The sequence below is a fragment of the Asticcacaulis sp. genome, assembly GCA_024707255.1.
GTDB lineage: Bacteria > Pseudomonadota > Alphaproteobacteria > Caulobacterales > Caulobacteraceae > Asticcacaulis.
This window is the reverse complement of record JANQAC010000001.1, coordinates 2,154,054-2,171,189: the sequence shown is the minus strand read 5'-3', so window position 1 is coordinate 2,171,189 and position 17,136 is coordinate 2,154,054. Positions and strand designations below refer to the sequence as shown.

At 55.6% G+C, this 17,136-nt stretch carries 11 protein-coding genes and 1 pseudogene; 3 read left to right on the top strand and 9 right to left on the bottom strand.

The features are described 5' to 3' along the window. Positions 1-21: 21 nt before the first annotated feature. Genes trbB through NVV72_10700 form a run of 3 tightly spaced genes read right to left on the bottom strand, consistent with a single transcriptional unit; the run spans position 22 to position 3,481 of the window. Positions 22-999 (bottom strand): P-type conjugative transfer ATPase TrbB, encoded by a 978-nt coding sequence (trbB, locus tag NVV72_10710; GenBank protein ID MCR6659786.1) that lies wholly within the window; start codon positions 997-999, stop codon positions 22-24. Then, entirely contained in the window at positions 996-1,433 is a 438-nt protein-coding gene (locus tag NVV72_10705; protein ID MCR6659785.1) for a ribbon-helix-helix domain-containing protein, read from the bottom strand. Before NVV72_10705 ends, trbB begins: the two co-directional genes overlap by 4 nt. Before the next feature lie 23 nt (positions 1,434-1,456). Further along, positions 1,457-3,481: a conjugal transfer protein TraG gene (locus NVV72_10700; GenBank protein ID MCR6659784.1), complete on the bottom strand. Its 2,025-nt coding sequence runs from the start codon at positions 3,479-3,481 to the stop codon at positions 1,457-1,459. A gap of 401 nt (positions 3,482-3,882) precedes the next feature. Here NVV72_10700 and NVV72_10695 point away from each other — a divergent pair, with 401 nt between their 5' ends. From NVV72_10695 to NVV72_10685, 3 genes and pseudogenes are all read left to right on the top strand, one after another. After that, positions 3,883-4,641, top strand: coding sequence for an ImuA family protein (locus NVV72_10695; GenBank protein ID MCR6659783.1), 759 nt, complete (start codon positions 3,883-3,885; stop codon positions 4,639-4,641). Next, positions 4,556-6,079 (top strand): DNA polymerase Y family protein, encoded by a 1,524-nt coding sequence (locus tag NVV72_10690; GenBank protein MCR6659782.1) that lies wholly within the window; start codon positions 4,556-4,558, stop codon positions 6,077-6,079. The genes NVV72_10695 and NVV72_10690 overlap by 86 nt, the downstream gene beginning before the upstream one ends. Next, positions 6,076-9,349: pseudogene (locus tag NVV72_10685) on the top strand (error-prone DNA polymerase). The gene NVV72_10690 and the pseudogene NVV72_10685 overlap by 4 nt, the downstream one beginning before the upstream one ends. Before the next feature lie 32 nt (positions 9,350-9,381). On the opposite strand, the gene NVV72_10680 reads toward NVV72_10685, so the two are convergent. From NVV72_10680 to NVV72_10655, 6 genes are all read right to left on the bottom strand, one after another. Continuing rightward, complete coding sequence (locus NVV72_10680) at positions 9,382-12,303, bottom strand: hypothetical protein (GenBank protein ID MCR6659781.1); 2,922 nt, start codon at positions 12,301-12,303, stop codon at positions 9,382-9,384. 350 nt (positions 12,304-12,653) lie between these two features. After that, positions 12,654-14,672, bottom strand: coding sequence for a DUF3363 domain-containing protein (locus tag NVV72_10675; protein ID MCR6659780.1), 2,019 nt, complete (start codon positions 14,670-14,672; stop codon positions 12,654-12,656). Between the two features lie 310 nt (positions 14,673-14,982). Then, entirely contained in the window at positions 14,983-15,591 is a 609-nt protein-coding gene (locus NVV72_10670; protein ID MCR6659779.1) for a lytic transglycosylase domain-containing protein, read from the bottom strand. 20 nt (positions 15,592-15,611) lie between these two features. Then, on the bottom strand, positions 15,612-16,154 hold the full coding sequence (locus tag NVV72_10665; GenBank protein ID MCR6659778.1) for a S26 family signal peptidase: 543 nt from the start codon (positions 16,152-16,154) through the stop codon (positions 15,612-15,614). After that, positions 16,151-16,399: a helix-turn-helix domain-containing protein gene (locus NVV72_10660; protein ID MCR6659777.1), complete on the bottom strand. Its 249-nt coding sequence runs from the start codon at positions 16,397-16,399 to the stop codon at positions 16,151-16,153. Before NVV72_10660 ends, NVV72_10665 begins: the two co-directional genes overlap by 4 nt. A 175-nt stretch (positions 16,400-16,574) precedes the next feature. Then, positions 16,575-16,901: a DUF736 domain-containing protein gene (locus NVV72_10655; protein ID MCR6659776.1), complete on the bottom strand. Its 327-nt coding sequence runs from the start codon at positions 16,899-16,901 to the stop codon at positions 16,575-16,577. Positions 16,902-17,136: the final 235 nt, after the last annotated feature.

The following is a 17,136-nucleotide window of genomic DNA, read 5'->3' as shown; positions in this document are numbered from 1 at the left end:
TTGTTGACGTACCCTCGCCACTCACATGAGTGGTCGAAGCTGGTAATCGCCGGAGGAATCGAGACCGTCAGTCTCGGCAATATCCTCGATACGGCGCGGAGTTCGGTTGACGGCGTTCTCACCGCTGATGAAGACGATCACATCGATGGCTTCGGCAATCATCGGGCGTGGCACATGAACCACCGCTTCCTGGACAAGCTGCTCCAGACGGTAGAGCGCACCTCTCGCAGAATTGGCATGGAGTGTGGCGATCCCTCCTGGATGCCCGGTATTCCACGCCTTGAGCATATCCAGTGCTTCCGCGCCCCTGACCTCACCGACAATGATGCGATCCGGTCGAAGCCTTAAAGTCGAGCGCACGAGATCAGCCATAGTGATGAAACCCGGACGGGTGCGCAGGGCCACGACATCCTTCGCCGCACATTTTAGTTCGCGGGTATCCTCGATCAGGATAATCCGTTCGTCCCTCTGGGCGATCTCAGCCAGAAGGGCATTTGTCAGGGTTGTCTTGCCGGAACTCGTGCCACCAGCCACAAGAATGTTGCGACGATCAGATATGGCCTGACGCAACAGTCTTGCCTGTTGCGAGGTCATGATCTGATCAGCCACATAGTCGCCCAGCCCATAGAGCCGATACGCTGACTTACGGACGGAGAAGCATGGTCCTGTCACCACAGGCGGGAGAAGACCTTCAAAGCGCTCGCCACTCACACCTTCAGCAGAACCGGGCAATTCAGCACTGACAATCGGGCTATCAGAATGGACTTCCGCCCGGACATGGCTGGCAACCAGACGGATAACACGTTCGATATCGACAGCCGGCATCCTGATGCCTGTGTCAATCCGCCCTTCGCCGGCGAGGTCAAGTCGGACCGAACCGTCAGGATTGACCATAACCTCGCGAACCCGCGGGTCGGACAGCGCCTGGGCCAGTCCATCTCCCAACGCGGTCCGCAGCATTGCCCGGAGACGCATGGCAGATACGGATGTATCGGTCATCGCACGCCCTCCCCGCCTGGCGTGGACGACATCGGCGCATCATTTTCGTCCGTGGCTACAGGCAGTGTGCGCCGGCCTCCGGCCATCTGACGGCCGACCTGATCGATAAACTTACTGAAGCGGTCCTGACCTACAGCACGCATGACTTTGTCAGGTTCAGGTAATTGCGCTGTAACGGTGAGCTGATAGCGCACAAAAATGGCCAGAGTTTCCAGAACAACCTGAACATCACGTTCAACACGTTCTAACTGATGTGACTGTCGATCAAGACGTATTTTCAGAGCTTCATCGAGCCCCTGAGCCCCGCGCCGGTTCAGATATTGCCGTAAGGCGTCAGAGACGATTGCCGATTTGGAAGTGCCGGGCTTTGCCGACAAGGCTTCCAGTTGTGCCGTAAGAGCATTGTCGAGATACAGGTGATGGCGGGGTTTCATGACTGCTGTCCTCAGACAATGTTCTAAAAACTGGGAAGGGGTTGATCGCGCTCGCCCTCGTTCAGGGCGTGAGCACGGGCGATGTTGGAGAGGCGGTCGATGACGCGCTTGTCGGCAGCCACATCGTTGTCATTTTCGATGGTTCCAAAAAGGTCATCGCCTGGCGAGGAAAGGGATTTGACGGGAGCATCCTCGCCGAGGCCGGGATGGCGTTGCTGCTGCAAACCGCCTTCGTCTTCGGATGCCTCTCCCTCACCTTCAAGGGCCCTGATAAGGCGACGATCCGTGGCTCGAACCTGACCTGCCCACACATCAGACCGCGCTTCAGGTCTGTCGGCAAAGGATGCTTCAGAGAGGGTGGGCGGTGCCAAGCGGCGTGATATGAAGTTGCGGTCCTCGTAGAATTTGAGCTTTTTCGCCCTGATCGGGGCCAGACCGGAAACAAGCACCAGTTCATCTGCGGGGGGCAACTGCATGACTTCACCGGGCGTCAGCAGGGGGCGAGCCGTTTCCTGGCGCGATACCATGACATGCGACAACCACGGCGATAACCGGTGGCCGGCATAGTTTTTCTGGGCGCGCAGTTCTGTCGCTGTCCCCAGAGCATCCGAAATGCGGCGCGCCGTGCGTTCGTCATTCGACGAAAACGCTATACGCACATGGCAATTGTCGAGGATGGCGTTATTTTCACCATAGGCTTTTGATATCTGGTTGAGGCTCTGGGCGATGAGATAGGCCCGGATGCCATAACCCGCCATGAACGCCAGGGCCGTCTCAAAGAAATCCAGTCTGCCAAGAGCCGGAAATTCATCAAGCATCATAAGCAACTGATGACGATTGCGCTTGTTCGGGTCGCCTTCCAGGCGCTCTGTCAGGCGGCGACCAATCTGGTTGAGGATCAGGCGCACCAGAGGCTTTGTGCGGGAAATGTCCGAAGGCGGTATTACCAGATAGAGCGAAACAGGCCTTTGGGCATTCACCAGATCGGCAATACGCCAGTCACAGGCTGCGGTCGTTGCCGACACTACCGGGTCGCGGTACAGCCCCAGGAATGACATCGCCGTCGAGAGGACACCAGAGCGTTCGTTTTCTGACTTATTCAGAATTTCCCGCGCCGCCGACGCCACCACCGGATGCACTTTAGGATCATTTTTGGTGCCAAGATGGTTGGTCGTCATCATTCGGTGCAGAGTATAGACGAAGGTGCGCTGGGGATCGGACAGGAAGGTCGCTACCCGCGCCAGGGTCTTATCTTCCTCGGCATAAAGAACATGCAGAATGGCACCGACCAGAAGCGAATGGCTCGTCTTTTCCCAGTGGCTGCGATGTTCGAGCGCACCTTCGGGGTCAACCAGAATGTCGGCGATATTCTGTACATCGCGCACTTCGTCGTGACCTTTGCGCACCTCAAGAAGCGGGTTGTAGCGTGCTGATCTCAAGTCCGTTGGATTGAACAGCAGGCAGTGCGAGAACCGGGCACGCCAGCCGGCCGTAAGTTCCCAGTTCTCCCCCTTTATGTCGTGAACCACCACCGAGCCGGTCCACGACAAAAGTGTTGGAATAACCAGACCGACGCCTTTGCCGCTACGGGTCGGCGCGAAGGCCATTACGTGCTCCGGGCCATCGTGACGGAGATAGTCCGAGCCAAGGCGACCTAAAAATACGCCCGAAGCTTTGAACAGGCCCGCCGCTTCGATCTCCGGCGAACTGGCCCAGCGGGCAGACCCATAGGTCGTAACAAAGCGCGTTTGTCTGGCTCGCCACAGCGACCCGAATATGGCAGCGGCACATCCCAGAAAGCCGCTGGTTGCAGCCATGGCGCCGGCCTTAATAAACACTTCCGGCGCATAGGCATCGAAGTGGAACCACCACAAAAACAGCGACCACGGATAATAGACCGGAAGACTGAAGATCAGGAACCATGGCGTACCTAGCCTGGCCTGATAGCCAAGTTGCGCGGCCGCCCATTGGGTTGAGGCCCAGACCCCGAGGATTACGATCATAAAGACGATCAGAATCTGGCCGATAAGTAATTTAGTGGGGGTCATGGATCGGGTTCCGTCTGGCGCGCCACTGAGGCCGCGAACGGGACCATGATCAGAGAAAGCTCCGGAATCTCATATGACCGTTATGTACGCTCACCCGCCCTTCCTGTCCCTGCGCCACTAAAATAAGCGGGTGGAGCGTTTATCGATCGCGTCCGCTCACTGGCCAGGCCGATGAGCAACAAAAAAGTTACCGACTGTAAAAGTCATCGGCATCCGCTGATACCACCTTGTTTAGATTTAAAGATTCGGATGGCCGCACCTGAAATGGAGCGGTCTTCGGACACCACAGCGTTCGTTATGAATATTCAGGCGGATTGACTCGATATTCATTTAAGAACAAATAGAGAACGATATTAACGTTTTGACCCTTGCAGAGCCATCAGAAAGATACGTTTTGCCTTATGCCAGCCCCGGACCCATCCACCCTTAACGCGCTGCGCGAGCGTATCCAGCGCATCGAAGGCGGCGGCGTGCGCGGCAGACAAACCCTGCCCTTCGGCGTAGCGGATATTGATAAGCATATGCCCGGCGGCGGTCTGGCCATGGGAGCATTGCATGAAGTTGCCGGCGGCAGCAACGGGGCTATTCACGGAGCTGCTGCTGCCCTGTTCACCGCCGGCATCGCCGCAAGAACCACAGGAAAAATCCTTTGGTGCGTAACCCGTCAGGACCTGTTTGCTCCATCTCTCGACCACGTGGGCTTAAGCCCGGACCGGGTAATTTTTGTAGAAGCGGGAGACGAGGCTTCGGTGCTGGCCTGCTTCGAGGAAGGGCTGCGCCATGGTGGTCTCGGAGCCGTGGTCGGCGAAGTCGCCAAACTGTCGATGACAGCGTCACGCCGCCTCCAACTGGCTGCCGAGACTTCGGGTGCCGTGGGACTGGCTATCCGCAGATGGAGGCGGGAAACCGAAGCGGCTGATTTCGGACAACCGACTGCCTCGGTCACAAGATGGCGGGTCACGGCAATAAGCTCCGCGCCCCTGACGGAGCAGGGGTTGGGACGCGGACGATGGTTTCTGGAACTTATTCGCAACCGCGCGGGAGAGTGCGCAGATTTTGAAGTGGAGGCATGTAATGGCGAGGGTCGTATCGCTCTATCTTCCGACCTGGCCTACGGACAGACTACGCAAAACCCTTGGGGACACCGCGCCGTCGTCTGACGTGCCTTTAGTGCTCAAAGGCATGGATGGCCGCAGGCGTGTCATCGTTGCCGCTGATGATTTTGCGCTTCAAACGGGCCTGCGTGTCGGCATGGCCGTAAGCAAGGCACAAGCGCTGGTGCAGGAACTGACGGTGATGAACGCTGATCCGGTAGCAGATGCCGAAGCATTGGAAAAGCTGGCTCTATGGGCTTTGAAACGATATTCGCCCATGGTCTGCGCCGATCTGCCCGATGGTCTGATTATCGAGACTACGGGAACTGCACACCTGCACGGCGGCGAAATCAAAATGGTTGAAGGCATGATAGACGCCCTGGCCGGATTTGGTGTTACGGCAAGGGTGGCTATCGCCGACACCTGGGGCGCGGCCCATGCCTTAGCCCGTTATGTTGCCCGCCCTGTCACTGTCAGCGCACCCGGCGAAAGTGCCAGAGCCATACTGAACTTACCCGTCGGGGCATTACGTCTCCCATCCATACTGGTCAATGATCTGCGCACTCTGGGCTTTGACCGTATCGGCGAACTGGCGGCACAGCCACGCGCACCTATGACCCTGCGCTTTGGACATGATCTCGGCAAACGTCTGGATCAGGCTCTCGGGCGTATCCACGAACCCGTCGATCCGGTCCGGCCGGATGAACTGATAGAGATACGCCGTGTCTTTGCCGAACCAATAGGCGCCCCGGAAACCATCGCCAGATATATCGGCAAGCTGACGGTTCAGCTCTGCGAACATCTCGAAAATAAAGGCCTCGGCGTAAAGCGACTGGACCTGCTATTTCACCGCACGGACAACCGGATCGAGGCCGTTCGGATCGGGGTCGCTAAGCCCATCCGCGATGCGAAGCGGCTGACGCGGTTGCTGTGCGACAAGATAGAGACCGTCGATCCCGGCTGGGGGATTGAGGTCATGCGTCTTAGCGCAACTGAAGCCGAACCGCTCGTCCCCAGACAAATGATGTCGTCTCTCATTGAAGAGACAGAAGCAGACGTCACAAGCCTGATCGATGTCCTTGCCAATCGCATAGGCGCCGATCGACTCTATCGTTTTGCACCCGTCGCCAGCGATGTCCCTGAGCGCTCTGTTAAACGAATAGCCGCCACGGCCCCCGATGTCGGACAGGGCTGGCCGAAGCGCTGGCCGCGCCCGACACGACTTTTGAGTCCGCCGGAGGTCATTGAGACCATGGCGCTTATGCCCGACTACCCTCCGGTGAGCTTTACCTGGCGTGGAAGGAGACGGCGCGTTCAGGCGGCAGACGGACCGGAACGCATTTTCGGGGAATGGTGGAAACGCGACGCTGAAATCAGCACGGTCAGGGATTATTTCAGCATCGAAGACGAGAGCGGCGAACGCTACTGGATTTATCGGGCCGGTGATGGCCAGGATATGGGCACAGGATCGCAACGCTGGTTTCTGCACGGGATATTCGGATGACCGGCGCCTATGCAGAACTACAATGCACGTCCCACTTCTCGTTCCTTCGCGGTGCCAGCTCATGCGAAGAACTTTTTGCTCAGGCGAAAGAACTGGGTATCGAAGCGCTGGGCATAGCAGACCGCAATTCGCTTGCCGGCATTGTACGCGCTTATCAGGCTTCTATAGATACAGGCGTGCGACTGGTCGTCGGCTGCCGTCTCGATCTGGTTTGCGGCTCATCCCTGCTGGTCTACCCGACGGATCGGGCGGCCTATGGCCGGTTGTGTCGATTGTTATCCCTCGGCAAAGGTCGTGCCGGCAAGGGTGCGTGTCGGCTGCACTGGTCGGACGTTGAAGCCTTCTGTGAAGGCCTTATTGGGATTTTTCTTCCGGATGAGGCTGATGAAGTCAGTAAACTCAATCTGCGTCGCCTGAGGGAAGTGTTCGGGGAGAACAGCTTCATGGCTCTTACCCTGCGGAGGCGACCGAATGATCATATAAGACTTCTTGAGCTGAGCAATATGGCCACACAGGCCAGGGTGCAAACAGTCGTGACCAATGACGTGCTGTTTCACGTACCTGATCGCCGGCTGCTTCAGGATGTTGTGACGTGCATCCGTCATGGCTGCACCATCGACGACGCCGGTTTTCGCAGGGAACGCCACGCGGATCGCTATCTGAAGCCGGCAAAGGAAATGTATCGTCTATACCGGAAGTACCCTGAGGCGGTGGGTCGCTCCACAGAGATCATGGCCCGCTGTACTTTTTCGATGTCGGAACTGGTCTATCAATACCCCGAGGAAAAGACGATGCCCGGCCTAACGGCGCAGCAAGCCCTGGAAAAGCTGACCTGGGAGGGGAGCAAAAATTCGCTTTCCTGAGGGCGTTCCGCAGAGGATAATCGACATCCTCAAACACGAGCTAAGGCTGATCCGTAATCTGGAATATGCCCCCTACTTTCTAACGGTAAATTCCATCGTCCGCTTCGCCAGATCGCAGGGTATCCTGTGCCAGGGCCGCGGATCTGCGGCCAATTCTGCTGTCTGCTATGTGCTCGGCATCACGTCAATCGACCCGGAACGTAACGACCTTCTGTTTGAGCGGTTCATCTCAGAGGAACGTCGTGAGCCGCCCGATATTGACGTGGATTTCGAGCACGAACGGCGTGAGATTGTCATCCAGTGGATCTACGATACCTATGGCCGCAATCACGCTGCGCTCACTGCAGTGGTCAGACGCTACAGGCCCAAAAGCGCATTAGGCGATGTAGGCAAGGTACTGGGTCTGCCGGAAGACCTGCTACGGTCAATGTCGAAGCAGATATGGGGCTGGTCCCGCGAGGGTCTGAAGTCTGAGCAATTCAAAGACCTGCACCTCAACGACACCGACAGACGGCTGAGGCTTGCGCTTGAACTGGCGACCCAATTGCTCAACGCGCCGCGCCATATGTCGCAGCATCCTGGTGGCTTTGTGTTAACACAGGACAGGCTGGATGAACTGGTACCGGTCGAGCCGGCGGCGATGGAAAACAGGCAAATCATCGAATGGGATAAAGACGATATCGACCTCCTGAAATTCATGAAGGTGGATGTACTGGGTCTGGGGATGCTCGGCTGCATGAAGCGGGCTTTCGACTTCCTGAAGGACAGGAAAGGCCTGGACCTTGATCTGGCGACCATTCCGGCGGAATGCCCCCAGACTTACCGCATGATCAGTAAAGCCGATACACTCGGGACGTTCCAGATCGAATCCCGCGCTCAGATGTCGATGCTGCCCCGTCTCAAACCCCGCACATTTTATGATCTGGTCATACAGGTGGCGATTGTACGTCCGGGGCCCATACAGGGTGACATGGTGCATCCTTATCTGCGTCGGCGCGAGGGCAGGGAAAAGGTCACTTACCCAACGCCGGCACTGGAAAAAGTTCTGGGCAAGACGCTCGGCGTGCCTCTTTTTCAGGAACAGGCGATGCGGGTGGCGATTGAGGCAGCAGGCTTCACACCCGGTGAGGCCGATCAGCTTCGTCGTTCCATGGCCACTTTCAAAATGACCGGTGGTGTCTCCAAATTCCATGACAAGATGATCAATGGCATGGTCGCCAACGGCTATGATCAGGAGTTTGCCGAAAAGACTTTCAGTCAACTTGAAGGCTTCGGTTCATATGGCTTTCCGGAATCACATGCCGCCTCGTTTGCCCTGATTGCCTATGCCAGTAGCTGGATCAAACGCTGGCATCCGGATGTGTTTTGCGCAGCGCTGCTCAACGCACAGCCTATGGGCTTTTATTCGCCGGCTCAGATTGTTCGTGACGCGCGTGACCATGGTGTCGAGGTCCGGCCGGTTTGCGTCAATAGCTCACGCTGGGACTGCACACTGGAGACAACGGCCAGAGCCGACCGCTTAGCCGTTCGTCTCGGTTTCAATATGATCAAGGGGCTGGCCAATGGTCATGCCGCAGCGCTTATAGCCGGTCGTCAGGACACTGCTTTCACGTCTGTCGATGATGTCTGGTCACGATCAGACATCCCGGTCTCAGCTTTGACCAAACTGGCAGAAGCAGATGCCTATCTGCCGTCTCTGGGTATTGAACGACGAAAAGCGTTGTTTGCCATCAAGGCCCTGCGTGACGAGCCTCTGCCTCTGTTCGCTGCGGCATCTGCCCGCGAAAATGCCTTCGTGCCCGAGGTCAATGAGCCGGCAGTTCAGCTTCGGCCAATGACGGCGGGTGGCGAAGTGGTCGAAGACTATGACAGTGTGGGACTGACCCTGCGCAGCCATCCCGTTTCATTCCTTCGCTATGGATATGCCAGAAGTGGTTTCACGACCTGTAAGGACGCGATGGCTGCCAGCGACGGCAAGTATGTTCAGGTCGCCGGGATGGTACTGGTCCGCCAGCGTCCCGGCTCTGCCAATGGTGTGACCTTCATTACGCTTGAGGATGAAACCGGAATCGTCAACGTCATTGTCTGGCAGAAAACCTTCGAGCAACTGCGCAATGTCGTTTTGTCTTCAAGCATGTTGCTGGTGTCAGGACAAATCCAGCGTGAGGGTGCAGTGGTTCACCTGATCGCCCGAAGTCTGGCGGATCTATCCGCCGACCTTGCCAGCATCGGTGAGCGTGATGAGGCCTTTCCCCTGCCACATGGTCGAGGCGATGAATTCCACCACGGCGGGCCGGAACAGGATTCACGAGGCCGGCCAAAGACGCCGACGGCGCGAGACATCTATATCAAGCCCTATCCACCAACCAAGTCAGTCATTAACCCGAAAGCCAGAGACTTTCGATAGACTGCGCATTGCCCCCTAATAACCATGGCAAGTTATGATTGCGATACACTCCGCAACTCAATCAGCATGTCCAATGGTAACGGCAATGTTTTCTGAGACGCAAACAAATACTTCATAATGCCCTCTCCCTCATCACTCTCCTTAGTTCTCCTGGTGCGAGGAGGTACAATGCCCAATACCTGCAAGGAGGCTCTCAGGGCTACCTTTAGCCTCGCACGGTCAGCCTCCGCGCCGGTAAAACGTTGCATCAGCCATTCGCCCCAACCTGACCATCGCTCGTACCACCCAATATCGGATTCGCTGAGTTCGATTTGGCTGAGCATCTCACTCAATTCTTTCCCAACCCTCTCCACATCCGACGAAATTGCAAGCATTCGGATTGCGATCTCGCGAACATTCGCAACGCGCGCACGCTCCAGTCGCGAACGTCTCTCGGAACGATGGTCCCGACCAACAAAGCCGTGCCATGCGCAGGACAATAAAGCATCGTCACAACTGTGATCATAGATTAAATAAAGCCCAATCAAACAGGCACGCCGTATTTCCGCTGGATTACGCGATAAAAGAGAATTGCAAAAAGTCTGCCTGACTTGGTCTGCCAGATTTAAGTCACGCAATGCTATCTCGACCAGAGTTTTGATTTTGGTTTTGATCAGAAAGAAATAGCCTGTAGGTTGTTGCGGCGCGAAGGGGGACAACCGATTAATTGCATCTATAGTTGCCTTCCCGCCAATTTTCCCTAACGTTCGATACACAAAATCGCTGTCACGGAACTCTTCTAGCCGCGACAAGATCAGGGTCTCATTCTCAATGGACGGGTCCAATGCACCAAGGAGTAGTATTCCTACATAGGCCCGCCTCCAATCCAAGTCTTGAGCTAGCGTCTGACAAACTTTTTGTAGTTCCTTTCCGCTTAGCCTTTCCGTCAAACGCTGCCTAGCGGCTGAAATTCGGCCCATTTCAACGTCGATAAGGGCCATATCAATCTCACATGCCGCCTCAAGCTCAGCGAACTCCTCCTGGTACTCTACGGTCGTAAAGACTTGATTTTCCTTTACATAATTTTCAAGAAAGCTCCGGATGCGCGGTATTTTAGGAGCTAAATCGCCTAATAAGTTAGTCTTGCTGTTAAGGCCGGCAAGCATCGCCTCGGCAATAGCTACCCTATCCTCGCCACGGCCGATGTCGCGGAACCTTTCAGCACGAGCGTTAACACCTTTTTCCCAGGCAACGGTGGCAGGATCCGACCAATCCATTGTTCTATAAAGCTGGTCGATCTGTGCCGAAGTAGCATCTTCCGATCGCGTGACGGCCAATTGCATCAGCTTAGCAATCGCTGATACCGTCATCTGGTAACCCGAAATACGAGCAGCACCCAATGCCGCTTGTTGGTCATGACCAAATTGCCGAACGGCCGCTATGGCCGCCTCCAATCGCCGCGGGTCATACCTTTTAAGCTCAAAAACCGTCTCCCAATCTCGCGCGGCTCCCCGGAACAATTCCAGCTCAACTGTAACGTCTAGCCTATCCATGGGGTCGTCTCGATCCCGTAACTGTTCCCATTGGCGCGCATCTTGAGCGCTGCGGCTAAATGTTTGGAAAACAATGCCAATGACCGTTATTTCCGCAATTACCCGAATATAGAAGGCAATCGGCGGAGCATGCGGATCGGGTTGAAAGGGATAGCTTGCCTGATGGCGAGCAGCCTCCCCTAACCACTGTACAGGCGGTAAGTCCTTTATGAGTTCGCTGCCAGCGTAACCCAGCCAATCAATCCACTTGGGCATTGAGCCGTCGGAGAAAACAAAAATGCTATGGACGCTGTTCAGAATAAATAGGGCAACTGGCACAACCCCAAAGAACAATAGGAAGACTCCGACAAGTAGCTCGATATGCAGATCACTTTGTGGTGGCAGTCGCCACTGATAAACTACCGCACCGGTTCCTATGCGACTCCTTTCTCTATCTTCGTTTAACCAGACTGTGCGGCGCCATAAAGCGATCAAGGTCAAGATCGGAAAAAATAATGCAATCGAAAGAACCGTTTCGGAAGTCAACGACACACCAAAAGGCAGTATCATACCTGAAGGGTACAAAAGGGGTAACGTGCAGGCTAACGAAAATATTAGGAAGAGCACGACGATTCTGATCAAACGGTACCGCCAGCCTGCCACGGCGTAGCTAATTTGTGTCACGAGAATAATGTCGGTGAGGGAGAAAACACTTCGCAAGAGGTAAGCGCCGACTTGAACACCCATTGCTATCGGTCCGGGGGCCTTGCGACGCTGACGCGCCTGGCGTCGCCAATATGTACTTGCGATAACAAACATCATGAAAAAGAAAGCGGCGAGTACACCGTAAAGTCCAACGCTTTCCGACAGACCAAGTACAAATCCGATCCATTGGCTAGTAAGTTCGAAAAGCAGAATCGAAGTGAGCGCGAAAAGCGAATAAACGATGCTGGCGCTCGATAGACTTGGGCCGTATCTGATGACATTGCCATAAGCACTGCCCAATGCCCCAAATGCTACTACTATCAGAACGACGACGACCAAGCCGACTAAGGGATATCCGATCAATAAAACGAGGACTGACCTCGGAGGTGCGGGGGTAAACAAATGGTCTGCTACTACCGCGACCCCTATCCAAAACACATAGACGACAAGAAATATCAATATGACGCCCAAAACGGGAATAATGGCTCGCTTAGTCAAAGCAATCAGGACCGAGAGCGCCAGCAGGCATGATCCCAGTGCAATGATAGCAGTCCAGATATAATCAGTGAACATTTCCCAGAGCGCGCGGAAACCAATGTTACCCGCATAATGCGCAAGATGCGCCAAAGCGTATAGTCCGACACCAATAGTCGCTGCGACCAGGATCAATAAAAAAATCCCGGCTACCGGCGCAACCCTGTCTGGTGCGTCTTGAAGGATTTTTCGGCCGATTTCCACGGCATTTCGTTTTTGCCCGCCCGTCATAACTAAAAGGTTAATAAATTTTCTCTAAATTTTCCACTCTTCACTTAGTACGGGCGACATGTAACCGCCGATTGTGTCATTTTCGCACGTTGCATGGCCGAAAACATGATGCTGGATTCAGGCGTGCTTGATGGAGATATCTGATCGGCAAACCGCATGTTTTTCGATATGAAAAGCAAATGATTGTTAACCAGCGCGACTTGTTTTCAATCAATATTTTACTTAGGCAATAACGCGGCCTCGAAGGAATCATAACGTTTCAGCATCACTGCCCCCATTGCTCAACGTCAAAAAGTTAAGCAGCGACTACCGTATAGTGTATTTCATAAGCCGACCCCGATTCCTCTTTGCTTACCAATCGTCCAACTGATGTCGCCCTGCCGGACGATGGCTGAGACTTGTTTTCCAATGTGATCAATAAGCACTGGCCGCCAGGGTACAAGTGTGAAATCCCGTGCCTTTGGGTTCACGCCGTTTGCCAGCTCGACAACAGCGACCTTGCCGCCCTGAAGATCAATAGCTCGACTTAGCACCCCTTCGACCCTTTCACCGGGTCGTGCCTCTATGAAGATCATCCCCATATCTTCGGATAACCGAGCTGCGACAAGACTAAGCTCGCGGCGCCTCAGTATGTCGATCATATTGTCCTTGAAAACTGTCTGACCACCCACGCCTTCTGTTGCCAACCCCTCTGCAGTAAGCCATTGCTGCCGCTGCCTCAGAGCGTCGTTCACTATCTTGCCAAATCCCCTGTCAGTAACTGTGGTCGGGAAATTCTCAGCCAGTTTGCGGTCAAGCCAGGTGGGCGCGTGTATGTCGGTCAGTTTGTCGGGTGAGAGCGGTGACAAAATCTCGACCCTGACCGGGGCCAACTCAGACTGCTTCTGCTCGTACCGCAGCGCCTGATCAAGGTAATCAGCTCCAATCCTGAAGCGCCCGTCGGCTTCCCGCTCGACACTGCCTGTAACCCTACGTATCGCCTCAAGCCGCCGGACGTGTGTTTCTGCAAAAGTCTCCCGCGCAGAAGCGTCATGTCTGAGGTGAGCGTCCACGTCATAGTAGCCGCCATTATGTGCGGCAACTTCAGCGATGACACGATCAGCCGGTCTGATCTCAGGTGACTTCGGGATGATTTTGACTACCGAACTATGCGCCACAGGTCCGTTCCTGTCACCCTGACCAATCTCGATATAATGGGTAAGACCGTCCACTCCGTCGACAACCATGTAGTGACGATCCCTGAGTTCATCCGCCAGCCCCCGCCGTACCAACTGACCAACTACCGGCTGTTGACCGATCAATGCGCCATGATTGTGAATGACCAGATCAGGTATATGGGCGGAGCCGTGAAGTCTCATTTCGTTATGCAGAGTTTTGATGATGTCGCCGCGCTCCCCCATCTGCCGTAAGACCGGTTCCAGGTCTTCGGCAAGCTGCCATCGGCCCTGTCCGAGATCATCCACCAGCCCAAGCCGCTGAAGCTTTTGCAGCCTTCCGACTTTAAGAGATTGACGAAAGCTGTCTCCCTCAGCGGACGCAATAATTCCGGACTCGTCCTTGCCACGGATCAGATCACGGTCAAGACTGGTGAAACGCTCCTGATCCACCTCCTGTCTTAAGGCGCTCTCAATCTCGAAATCCGAACGCGGCCCAAAATCGAGACGCACAATTTCCGCCGCCCGCTCGCGCATACCCGTCGTGATATATTCGCGTGCGATGATCAGATCTTTGCCGAGGTCGTCGCGGCCGCGGACTACGATATGGCTATGGGGGTGGCCGGTGTTGTAGTGATCGACCGCAACCCAATCCAGCTTTGTGTCGAGGTCCTCTTCCATCCGAGCCATCAGGCGGCGTACAAACGGCTTCAGATCCTCGTACTGGCCACCGTCTTCCGGAGAAACAATAAAGCGCAACTGATGCCGGTCGCTGCCAGCTTCGGCCCGATCCATAAATGCCCTGCCGTCAGCCTTGTCCGGCACCGCTCCATACAGCTCTCCCGGCCTGCCTTCACGGGTCACGCCGTCACGCTGGATATAGCGCATATGGGCCCTGGCCCCGGTAAGGGCTTTTCCGCTCAGTTTGACAATGCGCGATTTGATGATCACGCGCCGCTGCCGCAGAGAGGAATATGCGTCCCGCGCCGCCAGGACACGTCCGACACCGGAGCCTCGCCCGATCCGGCTGCCGTCAAATCGGGATTTGCGATTTACTGCCGTCCGGCCAGAACCTCCTCGCGCGAGATTGGCAGCGGCCAGTACGCGGTTCAGAAACTTGGCTGACCGGCCCTTCCCACCAGACCGAATTCTGCCCAGTCTCGGCTCAAATTCATCATCATAAGTCATGGCTTTTTCCTTGCCCTGCCCACCGATGCCAGCTTCAATCGGGTTGAGACTTGCGCCTGCCAAAAGTGAAAATAATCAGCGCCATACGAGCCTCAGGCGCCAGTTTAGCGCCATTGGCAGTGCCTGTGGCACCACACTTTGCGAAACAAAACGATGTGCAGACAAAGACTTAGCGTCACTGCGAAGCATGATGGCGCTACTGTTTCATCTTGCCTTCCCCCAAAAAACCCATGCTCCCGCCCGTTCCGGCTACTCCGAACTTTTTGGAAACCAGGTATCAGGCGGACATTTCACAGCAAGCGCACCACTCTCAGTTTTCGACCTGTCGTCCATCACTTAGCGGTACAAAAAGGGCGCCTGATCCGGATGCGTTTGTCGTCGGCTGACTACCGTTCAACCGAACAAAAATATCGAAGCCGGAGCGAATACCTGTCGGATTTCGGGTAACTTTGGCCAGGTAATCCAGCGTTTCTTTCGGCAGCTTAGCTCCCGTCAAACTACGCTCATAGATCGCCGGTCCGGCATTGTATGCTGCGAACATTCCCGGATATCCGTAGCGGTCATACATGGCGCGCAGATACGCCGTTCCCGCAAAAATATTGTCACGGGGATCGTAAGGATCATTACCCAAGTCGTGTTCATTCCGCATATCCTGCCAGGTTTTTGGCATGAGCTGCATCAGCCCCATTGCCCCGGCAGGTGAGCTTACAGGCCTGCCATTTCTCATGGTCTGCCCTCCACTTTCGGCCATAATTACCGCTTCAATCCATGCTGCGGGGATACCAAATCGTGTGGAGGCCTCAGCGATGTCAGCCTGCCAGGCAGCAAGGGGGCCGGTCTCAGATAGGTCAGTTGGTGCGGAGCTTTCCGATGACATCGCACATGCTGGCCAGATGCCACCCGTTATGGCGAAGGCCATAAGCACGGGTCCGATTCTGATCATAACGGAGCCAATCTGCCGATAATGAGTGTTGTTTTTACGACCCCGAAATAGCGGCCATCGAATGATTCCGGCGCTAAGGAATTCAGTAGAAACATTTCATCAGAGGCCAGAATCCGGCAGCCACTCCAGGTTGGCAACGGTCGGTTCAGCCGGTCAAAACCCTTCCGTCTGGCTATGATTTTTCCGTTGATCCGTATCTCGTCTCCGGCCGCACAAACTTCATCGCCGGAAAGGGCCGCGACGTACTTGATCATCGGAACGGACTTAGGCAGATACCGCCGTTGGTCCGCCATTTCACGCACACTCGCCGGGGTGTGCAAGAGCACGATATCGGAGACATTCAGATCGTTGGTCCGCAATACTCTGTAGTACCCAAGAGGAACGCTTACGCTTGCATTATAAACCAGCACAGGCCTGAAGTTCCCGGTATGCGCCAGTGCAATGCCGACGATTCCAACCTTGGCCAGGCCCAGAATTGCCAGTCTTCCAACCGATTTCCTGGTCATCAGCCGGACACGATTTCGCTGCCATCGGATCATAGACGCTGATCCTTCTGGCCATTCCCCGACGTGGAATCCCGCCCTCCCCCTCGTGACCATTCGTCGAGGTCAGAGATATGGTATCGCACATAGCGGCCATGCTTACGAAAGCGTGGTCCGGTGCCCTGGGTACGCATCTTCTCCAGGGTACGGCGTGACAAGCCGATATAATGCGAAGCCTGCGCTGTATTCAGAAACGGACTGCCGGTGCGCGCACTTGCGGCTCTTTCGACATCATCATCCATATAATCCTCTCCTGCGATATGCGGCAGCGAGCGCGAAAATCGACGCTCGTGCGAAAAGGATGGCGGTGATGGGCGCAGTTCGGGACGCTCGAAAAGCCCCCTGGCCGCTTTTCGTTCTCCACGTGTTGAGCAGGAAAGCCCCCGCGCCGGTTACGGAGCGGGGGCGACGTCGATATCAGTCGGCGGGGTTCCAGATCAGCGCAAACACATCATCGTCGTCATGATCGGCGGCCCGTCCGAGGTTTACATAGATGCGGCGCGGGCCAAACTCAGGGGCAGCGATGCCGAGCGAGACATAATCCTTGCCTGACCGTTCGCCGGTCCTGACCCATCCGGCACCGAGTTCGACGGGTCCGGCGACGACCCTGAAATCGGGTTGTCCGGGTGCTTGCTTTGCCCGGTTTGGGATAATCTCTATGTCGGTGCGGATTGAAAGCGTTCTGATCTGGCCCTTATAGATGCCGGTTTCAGTGTTGCGGGTGACATAACCAATTGCAGACATTGGGGTGTTCCTTTGCTTTGTTCGCCGAAGCCGATCCCCGGCGATGTGCGAACCGGACGGGCGTCCCGGTGCGGCATAACCCGAAGGGCCGAAGCACCGCGAAGGACCTGAGCGAAGGGCTATTTTGGAGCGAAGCGAGCGCGAGGAGCCGCACTATGCGGCGGGGAAAATAGTCCGAACGCGATGGTTTTTGCCGCAAGGGGAACGCCCATAGGTTTCGCTTATCGACACGGGA

Coding starts and splice junctions, on each gene's coding strand:
- trbB (MCR6659786.1), bottom strand. CDS start 999: ATGACCGATACATCCGTATCTGCCATGCGTCTCCGGGCAATGCTGCGG.
- NVV72_10705 (MCR6659785.1), bottom strand. CDS start 1,433: ATGAAACCCCGCCATCACCTGTATCTCGACAATGCTCTTACGGCACAA.
- NVV72_10700 (MCR6659784.1), bottom strand. CDS start 3,481: ATGACCCCCACTAAATTACTTATCGGCCAGATTCTGATCGTCTTTATG.
- NVV72_10695 (MCR6659783.1), top strand. CDS start 3,883: ATGCCAGCCCCGGACCCATCCACCCTTAACGCGCTGCGCGAGCGTATC.
- NVV72_10690 (MCR6659782.1), top strand. CDS start 4,556: ATGGCGAGGGTCGTATCGCTCTATCTTCCGACCTGGCCTACGGACAGA.
- NVV72_10675 (MCR6659780.1), bottom strand. CDS start 14,672: ATGACTTATGATGATGAATTTGAGCCGAGACTGGGCAGAATTCGGTCT.
- NVV72_10670 (MCR6659779.1), bottom strand. CDS start 15,591: ATGGCCTTCGCCATAACGGGTGGCATCTGGCCAGCATGTGCGATGTCA.
- NVV72_10665 (MCR6659778.1), bottom strand. CDS start 16,154: ATGATCCGATGGCAGCGAAATCGTGTCCGGCTGATGACCAGGAAATCG.
- NVV72_10660 (MCR6659777.1), bottom strand. CDS start 16,399: ATGGATGATGATGTCGAAAGAGCCGCAAGTGCGCGCACCGGCAGTCCG.
- NVV72_10655 (MCR6659776.1), bottom strand. CDS start 16,901: ATGTCTGCAATTGGTTATGTCACCCGCAACACTGAAACCGGCATCTAT.